This is a genomic window from Klebsiella huaxiensis, from assembly GCF_003261575.2.
Classification (GTDB): domain Bacteria; phylum Pseudomonadota; class Gammaproteobacteria; order Enterobacterales; family Enterobacteriaceae; genus Klebsiella; species Klebsiella huaxiensis.
Window position 1 is genome coordinate 6,090,393 of the sequence record NZ_CP036175.1, and the last position, 16,439, is coordinate 6,106,831.

The following is a 16,439-nucleotide window of genomic DNA, read 5'->3' on the forward strand; positions in this document are numbered from 1 at the left end:
AATCTACTCTTCCTCGTTACCGCCCTCTTCATACGAGCCAAAAGGTTTCGCGGGCAGAACAATGTAGATACCTTCGAAGACAGCGCCCAGTTGATCATCGCCAAACAGTTCAACCTGCAGTTGAACGCGTGCTTTGCGCCCCCGCGCCAGGCGGTCAAGATCGCCGCTTAACGAGCCAAGGTCGGCAACGGCGCTCGGGCGTCCGCTAATTGGCTGGCTGTAACGGATATGGGCATCGGCAAGAATAATCGTCCCGCCAAGGTGCCGTTCGCGCAGCATCAGCCAGATAAGCCCCCAACCGGTTAACGTTGCCTGTGAAAACAAGCTGCCGGCAAACAGCGTGTGGTGCGGATTCTGGTTACCGGCCTCCGGCATGGTAGTGATAAATTTTTGCCCGGTGTACTGCTGAATGCGCACACCCATTTTCTCGCTGAGCGGAATATGCTGATACCAGGCCTGTTGCAACTGAGCGCACCAGTCGCCGCGATGCAAAATATCGTCCAGCGAGGCTATCGGCTTAATCATCAGAAAATGGCGAATCGGCGTGGTGGTCGGCGTGGTAATTTCACCCTGATTAACAAAACCGAGCTTAGCAAAAAACTCTACCGCATCTTCTCGTGCGCTACAGGTCACACGCTTAACGCCTTCCTGTCGAGCTACCGATTCCAGCGTCATCGCCATCAGCGTGCCCAGACCTTTATCCTGCACCGACGGGTGAACGGCCATAAAACGAATAGAGGCTTCATTCTCCGCATTGACATACAGTCGCCCAACGGCAACCAGATTACCCTCTTCATCGACCACCATCTGGTGGTGCGCCATCGCATCCCACGCGTCTCGCTCGGATCCTTTCGGCTGATGCAGCGGTTTACGCAGCATCTCCCAGCGAAACTGATAGTAGCTCTCTAACTCTTCTTCTGTTTGCGGTACACGAAGGTGATACATAGCTGTACTCTCTTTTGTTACCCGCAGCCTGCCCGGAAGCTGGCTCATACCTGCAACCAAAAAGTCACGGGGCCATCATTCACCAGAGAGACCTGCATATCGGCAGCGAATCTTCCGGTCTGTGTATTCATTTCCTGCTGTCGACAGCGCTCGACAAAATACTCATATAGCGCTTCTGCTCTTTCCGGCGCGGCCCCTTTAGAAAAACCAGGGCGCATTCCGCGTTCGGTATCCGCCGCCAGCGTAAACTGAGAGACCACCAACACGCTGCCGCCAGCCTGCTGTACGTTAAGATTCATCTTTCCTTCAGCATCGCTGAAAATACGGTATCCCAGCACGCGCTCGCACAGGCGATTCGCCTTTTGCTCATCGTCTTCTCTCTCGACACCTAACAGCACCAGAAGCCCCGGGCCAATTTCACCCGTCACTTCATCCTCCACGGTAACGCTAGCTCGGGATACGCGTTGAATTAATGCAATCATGATTGTTCTGTTTCTTCTTTTTTCAGTTTGCGGTATTCACCGAGAGTGACAGTAATTTCAGCGCCAAGCAAGACGATACACCACGTCCAGTACACCCAAACGAACAAAATGGGAACTACGGCGATCACACCGTAAATCAGCTGATACGACGGAAAAGCGGTGATATATAACGCAAAAGCCTTCTTACCCGCCTCAAAAAGTAGCGCAGCGACCAGCGAACCAATCACTGCATCGCGATTGCGCACCTCCGCCGTTGGCACAATGCTGTAGAGCAGCCAGAATGCCACCCAGGAAAGAATTAACGGAAAAATGCGCAGTACATCGTCAATAACGCTATTCAGCTCGCTGGCCCAGCGTAACGACAGAAGATAGGAACTGATCGCCAGGCTCGCTCCCGCCAACAACGGCCCCAGCGTGAGGATCATCCAATAGACGGCAAAGGAGTAGGTTTTTGGTCGAGTTCGGGTACTTCGCCAAATGGTATTCAGTGCGCTATCAATGGAATACATCAGCAGCAGCGAGGTTACAATCAGACCGAAAGCCCCCACGGCGGTCATCCGGCTGGAGTTAGCCACAAACTGCTCAATGTAGCCCTGAATCACATCCCCGGTAGCCGGAATAAAATTCGCAAAGATAAAATGACGAATCTGGATGCTGACATCAGAAAACATCGGAAATGCCGCGAACAGCGCGAAAACGACGGCAATAAGCGGCACAAGAGAGAGTAACGACACATAAGCAAGGTTGCCCGCCAGCGTCGTCATGTTATCTTCATCAATACGCCGCCAGAGCAACTTAAGCCAGGAAACCAGCGGCCGCGTACGGCGCGTTGTTTTTTGATGAAGGTTTTTTAGCATAGCTGTTTCGCAAAGTAGTCGGGAATGGTCTCCTTCCCGGTCACCTGAATACTGGTAATCCCTAACCGCTCAGCGCCCGCGATATTTTGGGCGTTATCATCAAAAAAGACCGTATCCTCAGCAGAAAAACCTTCGGATTCGAGGACGCTCTGATAGATCCGCGCCTCAGGTTTGCGCATCCCCATCTCTTGCGAAAGATAAATATGGTCAGCGACGGCGCGTATCTCTGGATATTCATCCGGCCAAAAGGTGGTATGCAGACGGTTAGTATTCGACAGGACCACCACGCGATGCCCTTGCTCACGCAGCTTTTGCATAATGGTGGTCACTTCTGGGCGCAGGGCCACAAATACCGCCTGCCAGCCATGGGCGAACTGCTCGTAGCTAAGCGGCATGCTCATTTCATGGCACATCGCCGCCGCAAAATCTTCATCGCTGATTTCACCGCGTTCATGCTGATGAAACGCCTCGCCCATAGCGAAATGCTGCTTCAGCGTCGCGAGCGGGATACGCGTTAAATCACTCCACGTCCCGAGCACACGGTTGAAGTCAATATCGACAATCACATTACCTAAATCAAAGATATAGAGCATGGTCCTCTCCTTTTGTACCGTGGAAAATTAACTGTAGCGGGAAAGGAGAGGTTTTACTATTCATGAGTAAAGGTTGAAGACCCCCAGCACATCTGGAACTGAGGAATAGCGAGCTAGCCCTCTTCCTGGGCAAGAATAATTTCTGTCTGATTTTCATCCAGCCACGATTTTAACCCGCCTGACGGGTACTCATCGGTAAACAACGCTGTCACCTGCGCGACGTTACCGATCTCCACGGCAGCAGAAGCGTGATATTTAGTATGATCGGCGGCGAGGAGAATTTGCCTCGAGTGCGCCATCATCGTTTTCACCACGCTGGCTTCGTTGACATCAAACTCCAGCAGTGCACCATCGCTTTCAATGGCCCCGACGCTTGTCACCAGATAATCAGCCCGAAAGTCAGCCACAAACGCCGTCGCGGAAGGGCCGATGATACCGCTATTGTGTGGACGCAGCGTACCGCCGGGCACCATGACCTCGAAGCGTGGGTTGTTATAAAGAATATGCGCCACCCGCAGGCTGTTGGTGATGATGCGCAAATGGTTATGGTTTAACAGCGCCCGCGCCACCTGCTCAACGGTGGTGCCGATGGTAATAAACACCGTTGAACCATCCGGAATATAGTCAGCCACCGCTTCCGCGATGGCTTTTTTCTCTTCCGTCCAGGAGACTTCACGCTGTTCGAACGCCATATTGACCACGCTCGACGCTCTGCCCGCCCCGCCGTGGTGACGCGTAATTAATCCCTGTTCGCTTAGTTTACGAATATCACGGCGCACGGTCTGCGTGGAAACATCCAGCAGGCTGGCCAGCTCGTCAATATTCATATAACCGCGCTCGCTAATCAGCATAAGCAGCTGATCGTGCCGCGGGTTACCGGTCAGTTCGGTAAGACTCATGAAATTTCCTCGAAAAACCATTGCCCTGGCATTTTATACAAAAAGTGACAGAAAAGATCGGGTTTGATCACAGTCAGGGATACCCGCACGCCCTCCCGGGCGCGTACACTTCAGTGCCGCAACCCCACTGGCAAACTTGACGGCATCTTCCTGGGCGCAGCCAGAAGCCAGACTGAAGGCCAGCGCACCATGGAAAACATCTCCTGCACCGGTAGTATCAACCACATCCACGGCAAATCCAGGTTGATGCTGTAACACATTATTTTTTATCCAGTCACAGCCTTCCCCACCTCGCGTCACATAAACATGTCCATTTGTGAGCGCTTGTGCTTTTTTCAGACCAGCCTCCGATTCTTCTATCCCGGTCAGACGCGCCAGACCCGGTTCAGAGAAAGCAGCATGATCGCTTAACACCACCAGCTCGCTAATGTCCTGCGGCGTAACATCACCATCCAGCACGGTGATCACTCCAGCCCGACGCGCGAGGGTAAATGCCTGCTTTGCCCCTTCGTGCCAGCGAACATCTGCCAGCACCACGTCCCACTGGGAAAAATCAATCGCATTCAACCAGTCGGCATCCGGCAGTAAATCCGGACTAGGGTAGTTGACGATAATCCGCTCCCCTTTCGCATCAACCATTATTGCCGATTGTGAAGAGTTCGCTCCCGTATAGCGCCGGGTGTAGCGAGTATTTACCCCCAGGGACTCCAGCTCCGCCAGCAAGCTGTTTCCGGTGTCGTCATCGCCAACCCGACCAATAAAGTCCACCTGCGCGCCCAGTTTCGCCGCCGCCACAGCCGCTGTTGCGGCAGGTCCGCCGCCCACTTCCGTATAGCGCTTCGCCACATACTTCCCTCCTTCAAACGGTAAACCTTCTACGTAATAGATGCGATCCATCACGGTAATACCCACACAAGCAACGCGAATCATGGTCATTCCTTAAACGTTTCGAGATGGGATCATTTTAATTTCACAAAATGTTTAAAAAGTGACGGCTGTCAATTTTTTGACTATAAATTACAAATACGATCAAAAACAGACAATAAACACTCATTTTAAATGACAAAAAATGACACCACGTCTCAGGAGAACGTTATGGCAGCTATAGCATTTATCGGATTAGGTCAAATGGGTTCACCCATGGCGAGCAACCTGTTGAAGCAGGGCCATCAGCTCAGCGTCTTTGACGTTAACCCGAATGCCGTGCAGCAGCTGGTGGAAAAAGGGGCGCGTCCTGCCACCAGTCCAGCAGAGGCAGCGAAAGAGGCAGAGTTTGTCATCACGATGCTGCCAAACGGCGATCTGGTACGCAGCGTTTTATTCGGTGAATCAGGCGCCTGCGAAACCCTTTCCCCACAAGCACTGGTGATTGATATGTCGACTATTCACCCGCTGCAAACCGACAAACTGATTACCGATATGCGCGCCAAAGGCTTCGACATGATGGATTGCCCGGTCGGGCGTACTTCAGATCACGCCGTCGCGGGGACATTGCTGCTTCTGGCGGGTGGCACGGCAGAGCAGGTCGAACGCGCAACGCCGGTACTGATGGCTATGGGTAACGAACAGGTCAACGCAGGCGGTCCGGGTATGGGGATCCGCGTGAAGCTTATCAATAACTACATGAGTATTGCGCTGAATGCGCTGTCCGCCGAAGCCGCCGTGCTGTGCGAAGCGCTCGACCTCTCCTTCGATGTGGCCTTAAAAGTGATGAGCGGAACGCCTGCCGGAAAAGGTCATTTCACCACCTCCTGGCCAAACAAAGTGCTGAAAGGCGATCTCTCTCCGGCCTTCATGATCGATCTGGCCCACAAAGATCTTGGCATCGCGCTGGATGTTGCCAATCAACTGCATGTGCCGATGCCGCTCGGTGCCGCCTCCCGTGAAGTTTATAACCAGGCGCGCGCTGCAGGTCGTGGTCGGGAAGACTGGAGCGCCATTCTTGAGCAGGTTCGCGCATCTGCCGGACTGAACAATCAACATTGATAAGTAAAAGGACTGAACAATGACGAAGTACACCCTGAAAGATATCACCCGAGCTTCCGGCGGTTTTGCCATGCTGGCCGTCGATCAACGCGAAGCCATGCGCTTAATGTTTGCCGCTGCGGGTGCAAAACTCCCGGTCAGCGACAGCGTGTTGACCGATTTCAAAGTGAATGCGGCGAAGATTCTTTCTCCTTATGCCTCGGCCATTCTGGTCGATCAGCAATTCTGTTACCGCCAGGTGGTGGAGCAAAACGCGGTATCCAAAAGCTGCGCCATGATTGTGGCCGCCGACGAGTTTATTCCCGGCAACGGCATCCCCGTTGATAGCGTGGTGATTGATAAAAATATCGATCCACAGGCCGTGAAGCAGGACGGTGCCAAAGCATTAAAACTGCTGGTGCTGTGGCGCAGCGATGAAGATGCCCAGCAGCGTCTGGATATGGTGAAAGAGTTCAACGAGCTATGCCACTCCAGCGGTCTGCTGAGCATTATCGAGCCAGTCGTTCGCCCGCCGCGTCGTGGCGATAAGTTCGATCGCGAGCAGGCCATTATCGATGCCGCGAAAGAGTTGGGCGACAGCGGCGCCGATCTCTACAAGGTCGAAATGCCGCTCTACGGCAAAGGTTCTGCGCAGGAGCTACTCACCGCCTCCCAACGCCTGAATGAAAACATCAACATGCCGTGGGTCATTCTCTCCTCAGGTGTCGATGAAAAACTGTTTCCTCGCGCGGTCAGCGTTGCAATGACCGCTGGTGCATCAGGCTTCCTGGCCGGGCGTGCGGTCTGGTCATCGGTCGTGGGGCTGCCAGATACCGAACTGATGCTGCGCGATGTTTCTGCACCGAAGTTGCAGCGTCTGGGCGATATCGTCGATGAAATGATGGCTCGTCGCCGTTAATACGAGGATCGAAGAATGAAATGGTTTAACACCTTGAGCCACAACCGCTGGCTGGAACAGGAAACCGACCGCATCTTTAACTTTGGCAAGAACGCGGCGGTACCGACCGGATTTGGCTGGCTGGGAAATAGTGGTCAGGTCAGAACGGATATGGGAACGCATCTGTGGATCACTGCCCGAATGCTGCATGTCTACTCCGTTGCCGCATCCATGGGCCGCCCCGGTGCGTTTCAGTTAGTCAGTCACGGGATCAACGCTCTGAACGGCGCGCTGCGCGATAAACGCTACGGCGGCTGGTACGCCTGCGTCAATGACGAAGGCGTGATGGATGCCTCCAAGCAGGGCTATCAGCATTTCTTTGTGTTGCTTGGCGCGGCAAGCGCGGTCACGACCGGTCATCCACAGGCCAGGCAACTGCTCGATGACGCCATCGAAGTGATTGAAAAATACTTCTGGAGTGAAGATGAGCAGATGTGCCTGGAGTCCTGGGACGAAGCCTTCAGCCAGACGGAAGATTATCGCGGCGGCAACGCCAACATGCACGCAGTTGAAGCCTTCCTGATCGTTTACGACGTCACTCATGATCGTAAATGGCTGGATCGGGCACTACGCATCGCGTCGGTGATTATTCACGACGTGGCCCGCAGCGGTGAGTATCGCGTTAACGAGCACTTCGATTCGCAGTGGAATCCAATTCGCGATTACAACAAAGACAACCCCGCACATCGCTTTCGCGCTTACGGCGGCACCCCGGGTCACTGGATCGAGTGGGGCAGATTGATGCTGCATCTGCACGCCGCGCTGGAAGCTCGCTTCGAAACGCCACCAGCCTGGCTGCTGGAAGATGCCAAAGGTTTATTCCACGCCACCATCCGCGATGCCTGGGCACCGGACGGTGCGGACGGCTTTGTCTACTCGGTGGACTGGGACGGTAAACCGATCGTGCGCGAAAGAGTGCGCTGGCCGATCGTCGAAGCGATGGGCACCGCCTATGCCCTGTACACCCTCACTGGCGACAGCCAGTACGAAACCTGGTACCAGACGTGGTGGGATTACTGCATCACTTATCTGATGGACTACGAAACCGGGTCATGGTGGCAGGAGCTGGACACCGATAACAAAGTGACCACCAAAGTCTGGGACGGCAAGCAGGACATTTACCACCTGCTGCACTGCCTGGTGATCCCACGCCTGCCCCTGGCTCCTGGGCTGGCTCCAGCGGTTGCTGCTGGTCTTCTGGATATCAACGCAAAATAGGTCATAAGGATAGCAGCCATGCATAGCGGTGGAAAAACCATTCAACTTCAGGCCGGGCACTACCAGGCGAAAATCGTGACGGTTGGAGCAGGGCTGGCGGAACTGACGCACCATGGGCGTCACGTCGTTATTCCACACAAACCTGAAGAGATGCCGCTGGCGCATTTGGGGAAAATATTGGTTCCCTGGCCAAATCGCATAGCAAACGGCTGCTATCAGTATAACGGCAAGGCATTTCAGCTTGCCGTTAATGACCTTGCTTCGCAGAGCGCGATTCATGGCCTTTTAGCCTGGCGGGACTGGCAGATTAACCAGCAGTCGGCATCGGAAGCGTCGCTGATGATTTTTCTGCCGCCTTCTTACGGCTATCCCTTTTCGCTGCTTGTCGAAGTCATGTACCGCCTGGACGCCATAGGCGGTCTGCATGTTTCTATCAGCACGCTCAATATCGGCGATCAACCAGCCCCTTACGGTTCCGGCGCGCATCCCTATTTAACCTGCGATCTTGAGCAAATAGATAGCTGTACGCTAACCCTTCCGGCAGACGAGGTATTGAGCATTGATACCCAGGAATTGCATCGCGTTGAGCACACAGAGCTAAATTTCATCACGCCACGCCCTATCGCGGCGACGCAGATCGATCACACCTTTAAAACGACAGCGCCGGACGATGAGTGGGAAGTCAGGATGTTCAGCGCAGCAAAAAAAATGACTACGTACTTACGTTGCGATCAGCCATGGCTGCAGGTTTACAGCGGCGAGAAATTAAATCGTCTGGGACTTGCCGTAGAACCCATGACCTGCCCGCCTGATGCCTTTAATTCCGGAATTGGCCTTATTTCTCTTGCCCCAGGCGAGATGCACCGGATGCGCTTTTTGATCGGCGCTGAATAGTCCCATTCCGACGCAAAAATTACCGAATTACCCTATATCTACGGAGACGAAAATGAATTCGTTACAACAACGGTCAAGCGCTTTAGAACTCACAATCCTACAGGATGGCTTTGCGCTAACGTATCAACAGCGCCTGATTCTGCGCCATACCTCGCAAACCCCTTGCCTGTGGATTGGCGCCGGCGTCGCGGATATTGATATGTTTCGCGGCAACTTCAGTATTAAAGATAAACTGAACGAGAAAATTGCCCTCACGAGTGCCACGGTCAGTGAATCGTCTGACGGCTGGCGGGTCGATTTCAGCCGCGGCACCACCATCAACGCTACGCTACAAATATCCACTGATGAACAGGGCCGCCTGAAGCTGGATCTGCAAAACGACGATCTCAGCCACAATCGCATCTGGTTACGTCTGGCCACCAGGGCGGACGACCATATCTACGGCTGCGGCGAACAGTTCTCTTACTTTGATTTACGCGGCAAGCCGTTCCCACTGTGGACCAGCGAACAGGGCGTGGGTCGTAATAAAAATAGTTTTGTCACCTGGCAGGCGGACTGCAAAGAGAACGCGGGTGGCGACTATTACTGGACTTTCTTCCCGCAACCCACCTTTGTCAGCACGCAAAAATACTACTGCCACGTTGATAACAGCTGCTACATGAATTTCGACTTTAGCGCACCGGAGTATCACGAGCTGGCGCTGTGGGAAGACAAAACCACCCTGCGCTTTGAGTGCGCCGATACCTATATCTCCCTGCTGGAAAAACTGACCGCGCTGTTAGGCCGCCAGCCAGAGCTGCCGGACTGGATTTACGACGGCGTCACACTGGGTATTCAGGGCGGCACCGAGGTTTGCTAGAACAAACTGGACACCATGCGCAACGCGGGCGTGAAGGTGAACGGTATCTGGGCGCAGGACTGGTCCGGGATCCGTATGACCTCCTTTGGCAAGCGCGTGATGTGGAACTGGAGATGGAACAGCGACAACTACCCACAGCTGGATAGTCGGATTAAGCAGTGGAAAGAAGAAGGCGTGCAGTTCCTCTCGTATATCAACCCGTACGTTGCCAGCGATAAAGATCTCTGCGCCGAAGCGGCAGACCGCGGCTATCTGGCAAAAGATGCCGCTGGCGGTGACTACCTGGTTGAGTTCGGCGAGTTTTACGGCGGCGTTGTCGATCTGACTAACCCGGAGGCCTACGACTGGTTCAAAGAAGTCATCAAAAAGAACATGATTGAGCTCGGTTGCGGCGGCTGGATGGCGGATTTTGGCGAATACCTTCCAACCGATACGTATCTGCACAACGGCGTCAGCGCCGAGATCATGCACAATGCCTGGCCTGCGCTGTGGGCGAAGTGTAACTACGAGGCGCTACAGGAGACCGGCAAGCTCGGCGAGATCCTGTTCTTTATGCGTGCGGGTTACACCGGCAGCCAGAAGTACTCCACTATGATGTGGGCGGGCGATCAGAACGTTGACTGGAGCCTTGATGATGGTCTGGCTTCGGTCGTCCCTGCGGCGCTGTCGCTGGCGATGACCGGCCACGGCCTGCACCACAGCGATATCGGCGGCTACACAACCCTGTTTGACATGAAGCGCACGAAAGAGCTGCTGTTGCGCTGGTGCGACTTCAGCGCCTTCACCCCGATGATGCGCACCCACGAAGGTAACCGCCCAGGCGATAACTGGCAGTTTGATGGCGATGCAGAGACTATCGCCCACTTTGCCCGTATGACAACCGTGTTCACCACCCTGAAACCGTATCTCAAACAGGCCGTTGCGCAGAACGCCGCCTCCGGCCTGCCGGTGATGCGCCCACTGTTCCTGCATTACGAAGACGATGCAGCCACCTATACCCTGAAATATCAGTATCTGCTGGGCCAGGATCTATTGGTTGCGCCGGTTCACGAACAGGGTAAATGCGACTGGACACTGTATCTGCCAGAAGACAGCTGGGTCAACGTCTGGAGCGGTGAAACCTACCATGGCGGCGAAATTACCGTCGATGCGCCAATTGGCCAGCCACCCGTCTTCTATCGCGCGAAGAGTGAGTGGGCATCGCTGTTTGCTACTTTACGCCACATCTAATACGGCTCGCCCGCGGGGAGACTCGCGGGCAAACGGAGAATAACAATGAGTCAAAATTCAGCTAATCCGGCAACCCTGCGCTTGCCTTTTAAAGAAAAACTAGCCTATGGGATGGGCGATTTAGGTTCCAATATTCTTCTGGATATCGGTACGCTCTATTTACTCAAGTTTTATACCGATGTTCTTGGATTACCAGGAACTTACGGCGGTATTATTTTCCTTATCGCCAAGTTTTTTACCGCGTTTACCGATATGGGCACCGGGATTATGCTCGATTCGCGGCGTAAAATTGGTCCGAAGGGTAAATTTCGTCCATTCCTGATTTACGCAGCTTTCCCGGTTACGCTTCTGGCTATCGCTAACTTTGTCGGCACGCCGTTTGAAATTACCGGCAAAACGGTGATGGCAACGGTGCTGTTTATGCTGTACGGACTGTTCTTCAGCATGATGAACTGCTCTTACGGCGCGATGGTACCCGCGATAACGAAAAACCCGGATGAGCGCGCTTCGCTTGCCGCCTGGCGTCAGGGCGGCGCGACGCTCGGCCTGCTGCTGTGCACCGTCGGCTTTGTGCCGGTGATGAACCTGATCGAAGGCAACTCGCAACTGGGTTATATCTTCGCCGCCACGCTGTTCTCCCTGTTCGGCCTGCTGTTTATGTGGCTGTGCTATGCGGGTGTTAAAGAGCGCTACGTCGAAATTAAGCCCGTTGATGCGGCGCAAAAGCCGGGATTACTGCAATCCTTCCGCGCCATCGCCGGTAACCGTCCGCTGTTTATTCTGTGCATTGCCAACCTCTGTACGCTCGGCGCGTTTAACGTCAAGCTAGCGATCCAGGTCTATTACACCCAGTACGTCCTGAACGACCCAATCCTCCTCTCCTGGATGGGCTTCTTCAGTATGGGCTGTATCTTTATCGGCGTATTCCTGATGCCGGGAATGGTGAGACGCTTTGGTAAGAAAAAGGTCTATATCGGCGGCCTGCTGATTTGGGTAGCGGGCGATCTGCTCAACTACTTCTTTGGCGGCGGATCGGTCAGTTTTGTTGCTTTCTCCTGCCTGGCCTTCTTTGGTTCGGCGTTCGTCAACAGTCTGAACTGGGCGCTGGTCTCCGACACAGTGGAATATGGCGAATGGCGCACCGGCGTACGTTCTGAAGGTACGGTGTACACCGGGTTTACCTTCTTTCGCAAAGTGTCGCAGGCGCTGGCTGGCTTCTTCCCCGGCTGGATGCTGACCCAGATTGGCTACGTGCCCAACGTGGTGCAATCGGCGGGTACCGTCGAAGGCTTACGCCAGCTGATTTTTATTTATCCGTGCGCGCTAGCGGTGATCACCATCGTGGCGATGGGTTGTTTCTACAACCTTAACGAGAAGATGTATGTCCGCATCGTTGAAGAGATAGAAGCCCGTAAACAACCTGTCTGATAAAAATAATGAATAGCGCCCTTCAGGGCGCTACTGAGGAGCGATTATGTCTGACCATGATCCGCTAACGTTAAAACTGAGCCTACGGGAAAAATGCGCCTATGGCGTGGGTGACTTCGGCTCAAATTTGATGCTGTGTATCGGCACGCTGTATCTGCTTAAATTTTATACCGATGAGCTAGGGATGCCTGCATATTACGGCGGGATCATCTTTCTGGTAGCGAAGTTCTTCACCGCCTTTACCGATATGCTGACCGGCGTATTACTGGACTCGCGGCGTAATATCGGCGCAAAGGGGAAATTCAGGCCTTTTATTCTGTATGCCTCATTCCCCGTCGCGCTGGTCGCCACAGCGCAGTTTTTAGCGACAGATTTTACGCTAACGGTGAAAACGGGGCTGGCAACGGTGCTGTTTATGTTGTTCGGCCTGTTCTATAGCCTGATGAACTGCTCTTACGGGGCGATGGTTCCCGCCATCACTAAAAACCCGCACCAGCGCGCAGAACTCGCTGCGTGGCGACAGGGCGGCGCAACCCTGGGCCTGTTGCTGTGTACCGTTGGCTTTATGCCCATTCAGGCGCTTTTTACAAGTTCACCTTCGCTTGGCTATCTGATTGCTGCGCTGATCTTCTCCGTTTGCGGGTTATTCAGCATGTGGTGGTGCTTTAGCGGGGTGAAAGAGCGCTATATTGAAATCGTACCGGATCATCATAAACCCAGTATTCTCAAGTCGTTCTGCGCGATTTTCCGTAACCCTCCTCTGCTGGTGCTGTGTATTGCTAACCTATGTACGCTGGCGGCATTTAACATCAAGCTGGCGATTCAGGTCTATTACACCCAGTACGTTCTGAACGATATCCATCTGCTGTCATGGATGGGTTTTTTCAGTATGGGATGTATTCTGGTGGGCGTTTTTCTTGTCCCCACAACGGTGAAGCGCTTCGGTAAAAAGCAGGTTTACCTGGGTGGACTGGCATTGTGGGCCATAGGCGATGTGCTGAACTTTTTCTGGGGAAGTACATCATTTTTATTTGTGACATTCTCCTGCATGGCCTTCTTTGGCACTGCCTTCGTTAACAGCCTGAACTGGGCGCTGGTTCCGGATACGGTTGATTACGGTGAGTGGAAAACGGGTATTCGTGCGGAAGGGTCGGTTTATACTGGTTATACCTTTTCACGAAAAATTTCCGCAGCGCTTGCTGGGTTCTTGCCAGGTATTATGCTGACGCAAATTGGTTATATCCCCAATATTGCGCAAAGTGAAACTACGCTGCTCGGTTTACGTCAGCTTATTTTCCTCTGGCCCTGCGGTCTGGCGATTATCGCGGCATTCACTATGGGCTTCTTTTATAAGCTCAACGAAAGCCGTTTTGCCTTTATTATTGAGGAAATTGGCCAACGAAAAAAACAACACAACCCAGTATTGTGAATAACTAAAAGACTTCTTTTTTAATTATTGCCGCTCTATCCATTTTAATGGATAGCGGCTCCCCTACGTTAAAAAATGGATTTATTATGAAAAAAATAAACGCGATACTTCTGTTAACCTCTGTTATCTCTACCTCTGCATTTGCTGGTGTTTATGTGGAAAACCGCGAGGCGTATAACCTTGCATCCGATCAGATGGAGGTCATGCTGCGCGTTGGCTATAACTTTGATATGGGCGCTGGCCTGATGCTCACCAACACCTATACTCTGCAACGCAAAGATGAGTTAAAGCATGGCTATAACGAAATCGAAGGCTGGTATCCGCTATTCAGACCAACGGATAAATTAACGATTCAGCCGGGAGGGTTAATTACCGACAAGAGCATTGGCTCCAGCGGTGCGGTTTATCTGGATGTGAATTACAAATTTACCCCATGGTTTAATCTGACCGTGCGTAACCGCTATAATCACAATAACTACAGCTCAACTGACTTAAACGGTGAGCAAGATAATAATGATACCTACGAAGTAGGTACCTATTGGAATTTTATTATCACCGATAAATTTTCTTATACTTTTGAACCACACTATTTTACGCGGGTGAATGACTTTAATAGTAGCAACGGTAAAGACCATCACTGGGAAATTACCAATACCTTCAGATATCGGATCAATCAAAACTGGCTGCCTTACTTTGAACTACGCTGGCTGGATCGTAATGTGGAGCCGTACCACCGGGAACAAAACCAGATACGTGCTGGGGTGAAGTATTTCTTTTAAGTTTTTTAGGCAAAAAAAAGCCGCTGATTATCAGCGGCTTTTCATAGCAAGAAGCATTAATTAATCTTCTTTAGAACCACGCATCGCGCGTTTACGATCGTTCTCGGTCAGATGACGCTTACGGATACGGACAGAAGTCGGGGTGACTTCTACCAGTTCGTCGTCATCGATGAACTCAAGAGCTTGCTCCAGCGTCATTTTCAGTGCCGGAACCAGGGTCGTCGCTTCGTCAGTACCGGAAGCACGCATGTTGGTCAGTTTCTTACCGGTCAGGCAGTTTACAGTCAGGTCGTTAGAACGACTGTGAATACCGATGATCTGGCCTTCGTAAACTTCTGCACCGTGACCCAGGAACAGCTTACCGCGGTCCTGCAGGCTGAACAGTGCGAACGCAACTGCTTTACCCTGGCCGTTGGAGATCAGAACACCGTTCTGACGCTGACCCACATCACCCGCACGAACGTCGTCGTAATGGCTGAAGGTGGAGTACAGCAGACCGGTACCGGAAGTCATGGTCATGAATTCTGAACGGAAGCCGATCAGACCACGGCTTGGGATCACGTAGTCAAGACGTACGCGGCCTTTGCCATCTGGATTCATGTTTTTCAGGTCGCCTTTACGCTCACCCAGTGCCTGCATCACAGAACCCTGGTGCTGCTCTTCGACGTCCAGCGTGACGTTTTCGAACGGCTCTTGTTTACGACCATCGATTTCGCGGAAGATAACTTTCGGACGGGAAACCGCCATCTCGAAACCTTCACGACGCATGTTCTCGATAAGAACCGACAAGTGCAGTTCGCCACGACCAGAAACGCGGAATGCATCTGCATCCGGAGTCTCTTCAACGCGCAGCGCCACGTTATGTACCAGCTCTTTGTTCAGACGGTCAAGGATCTGACGAGAAGTAACGTACTTACCTTCTTTACCGCAGAACGGAGAGGTGTTGACGCAGAAGAACATAGATACGGTCGGCTCATCAACAGACAGCGCCGGCAGCGCTTCAACATTCTGCGTATCGCAGATGGTGTCGGAGATGTTCAGCTCGCCCAGACCGGTGATCGCGATGATATCGCCAGCTTCTGCAACGTCGCTCTCGATACGCTCAAGACCCAGATGGGTCAGAACTTTACCGACTTTACCGTTACGGGTTTTGCCTTCGCTATCAACGATAGTAACCTGCTGGTTCGGCTTCACTTTACCGCGTTTGATGCGGCCGATGCCGATGACGCCAACGTAGTTGTTGTAGTCCAGCTGGGAGATTTGCATCTGCAGCGGGCCATCAAGGTCAACGTTCGGAGCCGGTACGCGATCGACGATAGTCTGATACAGCGGAGTCATATCGTCAGCCATATCTTCGTGATCCAGACCCGCGATACCGTTCAGCGCAGAAGCGTAAACGATAGGGAAGTCCAGCTGTTCGTCGGTAGCGTCGAGGTTTACGAACAGGTCGAATACCTGATCGACAACCCAGTCAGGGCGTGCGCCCGGACGGTCAACTTTGTTGATAACAACAATTGGCTTCAGGCCATGAGCAAAGGCTTTTTTGGTCACGAAGCGCGTCTGCGGCATCGGACCATCCATTGCATCAACGACCAGCAGAACGGAATCGACCATGGACATGACACGTTCAACTTCACCACCGAAGTCGGCGTGCCCCGGGGTATCAACGATGTTGATACGGTAATCATTCCATTTGATAGCGGTGTTTTTAGCCAGGATGGTAATCCCACGCTCTTTCTCCAAATCGTTGGAGTCCATCACACGCTCTTGAGTTTCGGCACGCGCATCGAACGTACCGGATTGCTGCAGCAGCTTATCAACCAGGGTAGTTTTACCATGGTCAACGTGCGCGATGATGGCGATGTTACGCAAATTTTCGATCACAACTTTGCCTCAGGCATTT

Annotated in this window: 14 protein-coding genes and 1 pseudogene; 8 read left to right on the forward strand and 7 right to left on the reverse strand. The window is 52.9% G+C overall.

Annotated features, from left to right (window positions below):
* Positions 1 to 3: 3 nt before the first annotated feature.
* The 6 genes from fabY to DA718_RS29155 all read right to left on the reverse strand — a co-directional run bounded on the left by fabY (position 4) and on the right by DA718_RS29155 (position 4,706).
* On the reverse strand, positions 4 to 945 hold the full coding sequence (gene fabY / locus DA718_RS29130) for a fatty acid biosynthesis protein FabY (protein ID WP_167492841.1): 942 nt from the start codon (positions 943 to 945) through the stop codon (positions 4 to 6).
* A gap of 44 nt (positions 946 to 989) precedes the next feature.
* The gene (gene dtd / locus DA718_RS29135; protein WP_112216893.1) at positions 990 to 1,427 is read right to left on the reverse strand and encodes a D-aminoacyl-tRNA deacylase; all 438 of its coding nucleotides are present in this window, start codon (positions 1,425 to 1,427) and stop codon (positions 990 to 992) included.
* Positions 1,424 to 2,284 (reverse strand): virulence factor BrkB family protein, encoded by an 861-nt coding sequence (locus DA718_RS29140; protein ID WP_112216894.1) that lies wholly within the window; start codon positions 2,282 to 2,284, stop codon positions 1,424 to 1,426. The genes dtd and DA718_RS29140 overlap by 4 nt, the downstream gene beginning before the upstream one ends.
* Complete coding sequence (yihX, locus tag DA718_RS29145; protein WP_112216895.1) at positions 2,278 to 2,877, reverse strand: glucose-1-phosphatase; 600 nt, start codon at positions 2,875 to 2,877, stop codon at positions 2,278 to 2,280. The genes DA718_RS29140 and yihX overlap by 7 nt, the downstream gene beginning before the upstream one ends.
* Before the next feature lie 113 nt (positions 2,878 to 2,990).
* Positions 2,991 to 3,776 carry a DeoR/GlpR family DNA-binding transcription regulator gene (locus DA718_RS29150; RefSeq protein ID WP_112216896.1) on the reverse strand — a complete coding sequence of 262 codons (786 nt, stop codon included), beginning with the start codon at positions 3,774 to 3,776 and terminating at the stop codon, positions 2,991 to 2,993.
* Between the two features lie 33 nt (positions 3,777 to 3,809).
* The gene (locus tag DA718_RS29155; RefSeq protein WP_112216897.1) at positions 3,810 to 4,706 is read right to left on the reverse strand and encodes a sugar kinase; all 897 of its coding nucleotides are present in this window, start codon (positions 4,704 to 4,706) and stop codon (positions 3,810 to 3,812) included.
* Between the two features lie 165 nt (positions 4,707 to 4,871).
* Here DA718_RS29155 and yihU point away from each other — a divergent pair, with 165 nt between their 5' ends.
* The 8 genes and pseudogenes from yihU to ompL all read left to right on the forward strand — a co-directional run bounded on the left by yihU (position 4,872) and on the right by ompL (position 14,536).
* Positions 4,872 to 5,762 (forward strand): sulfolactaldehyde 3-reductase, encoded by an 891-nt coding sequence (yihU, locus tag DA718_RS29160; protein ID WP_112216898.1) that lies wholly within the window; start codon positions 4,872 to 4,874, stop codon positions 5,760 to 5,762.
* A gap of 19 nt (positions 5,763 to 5,781) precedes the next feature.
* A complete protein-coding gene (gene yihT / locus DA718_RS29165) occupies positions 5,782 to 6,660 on the forward strand; it encodes a sulfofructosephosphate aldolase (RefSeq protein ID WP_112216899.1) in 879 nt (292 codons plus the stop codon).
* 15 nt (positions 6,661 to 6,675) lie between these two features.
* On the forward strand, positions 6,676 to 7,917 hold the full coding sequence (gene yihS / locus DA718_RS29170; protein ID WP_112216900.1) for a sulfoquinovose isomerase: 1,242 nt from the start codon (positions 6,676 to 6,678) through the stop codon (positions 7,915 to 7,917).
* Positions 7,918 to 7,920: 3 nt separating this feature from the next.
* Positions 7,921 to 8,811 carry an aldose-1-epimerase gene (locus DA718_RS29175; protein WP_376767884.1) on the forward strand — a complete coding sequence of 297 codons (891 nt, stop codon included), beginning with the start codon at positions 7,921 to 7,923 and terminating at the stop codon, positions 8,809 to 8,811.
* A 52-nt stretch (positions 8,812 to 8,863) separates the two neighbouring features.
* Positions 8,864 to 10,900: pseudogene (locus tag DA718_RS29180) on the forward strand (alpha-glucosidase).
* 45 nt (positions 10,901 to 10,945) lie between these two features.
* Complete coding sequence (locus tag DA718_RS29185; RefSeq protein WP_112216902.1) at positions 10,946 to 12,328, forward strand: MFS transporter; 1,383 nt, start codon at positions 10,946 to 10,948, stop codon at positions 12,326 to 12,328.
* A gap of 46 nt (positions 12,329 to 12,374) precedes the next feature.
* Positions 12,375 to 13,757 (forward strand): MFS transporter, encoded by a 1,383-nt coding sequence (locus tag DA718_RS29190; protein WP_112216903.1) that lies wholly within the window; start codon positions 12,375 to 12,377, stop codon positions 13,755 to 13,757.
* Between the two features lie 86 nt (positions 13,758 to 13,843).
* Positions 13,844 to 14,536, forward strand: a complete 693-nt coding sequence (gene ompL, locus DA718_RS29195; protein WP_112216904.1) for a porin OmpL — start codon at positions 13,844 to 13,846, stop codon at positions 14,534 to 14,536.
* A 60-nt stretch (positions 14,537 to 14,596) separates the two neighbouring features.
* Here ompL and typA read toward each other — a convergent pair whose 3' ends face one another.
* Positions 14,597 to 16,420 carry a ribosome-dependent GTPase TypA gene (gene typA / locus DA718_RS29200; RefSeq protein WP_112216905.1) on the reverse strand — a complete coding sequence of 608 codons (1,824 nt, stop codon included), beginning with the start codon at positions 16,418 to 16,420 and terminating at the stop codon, positions 14,597 to 14,599.
* Positions 16,421 to 16,439: the final 19 nt, after the last annotated feature.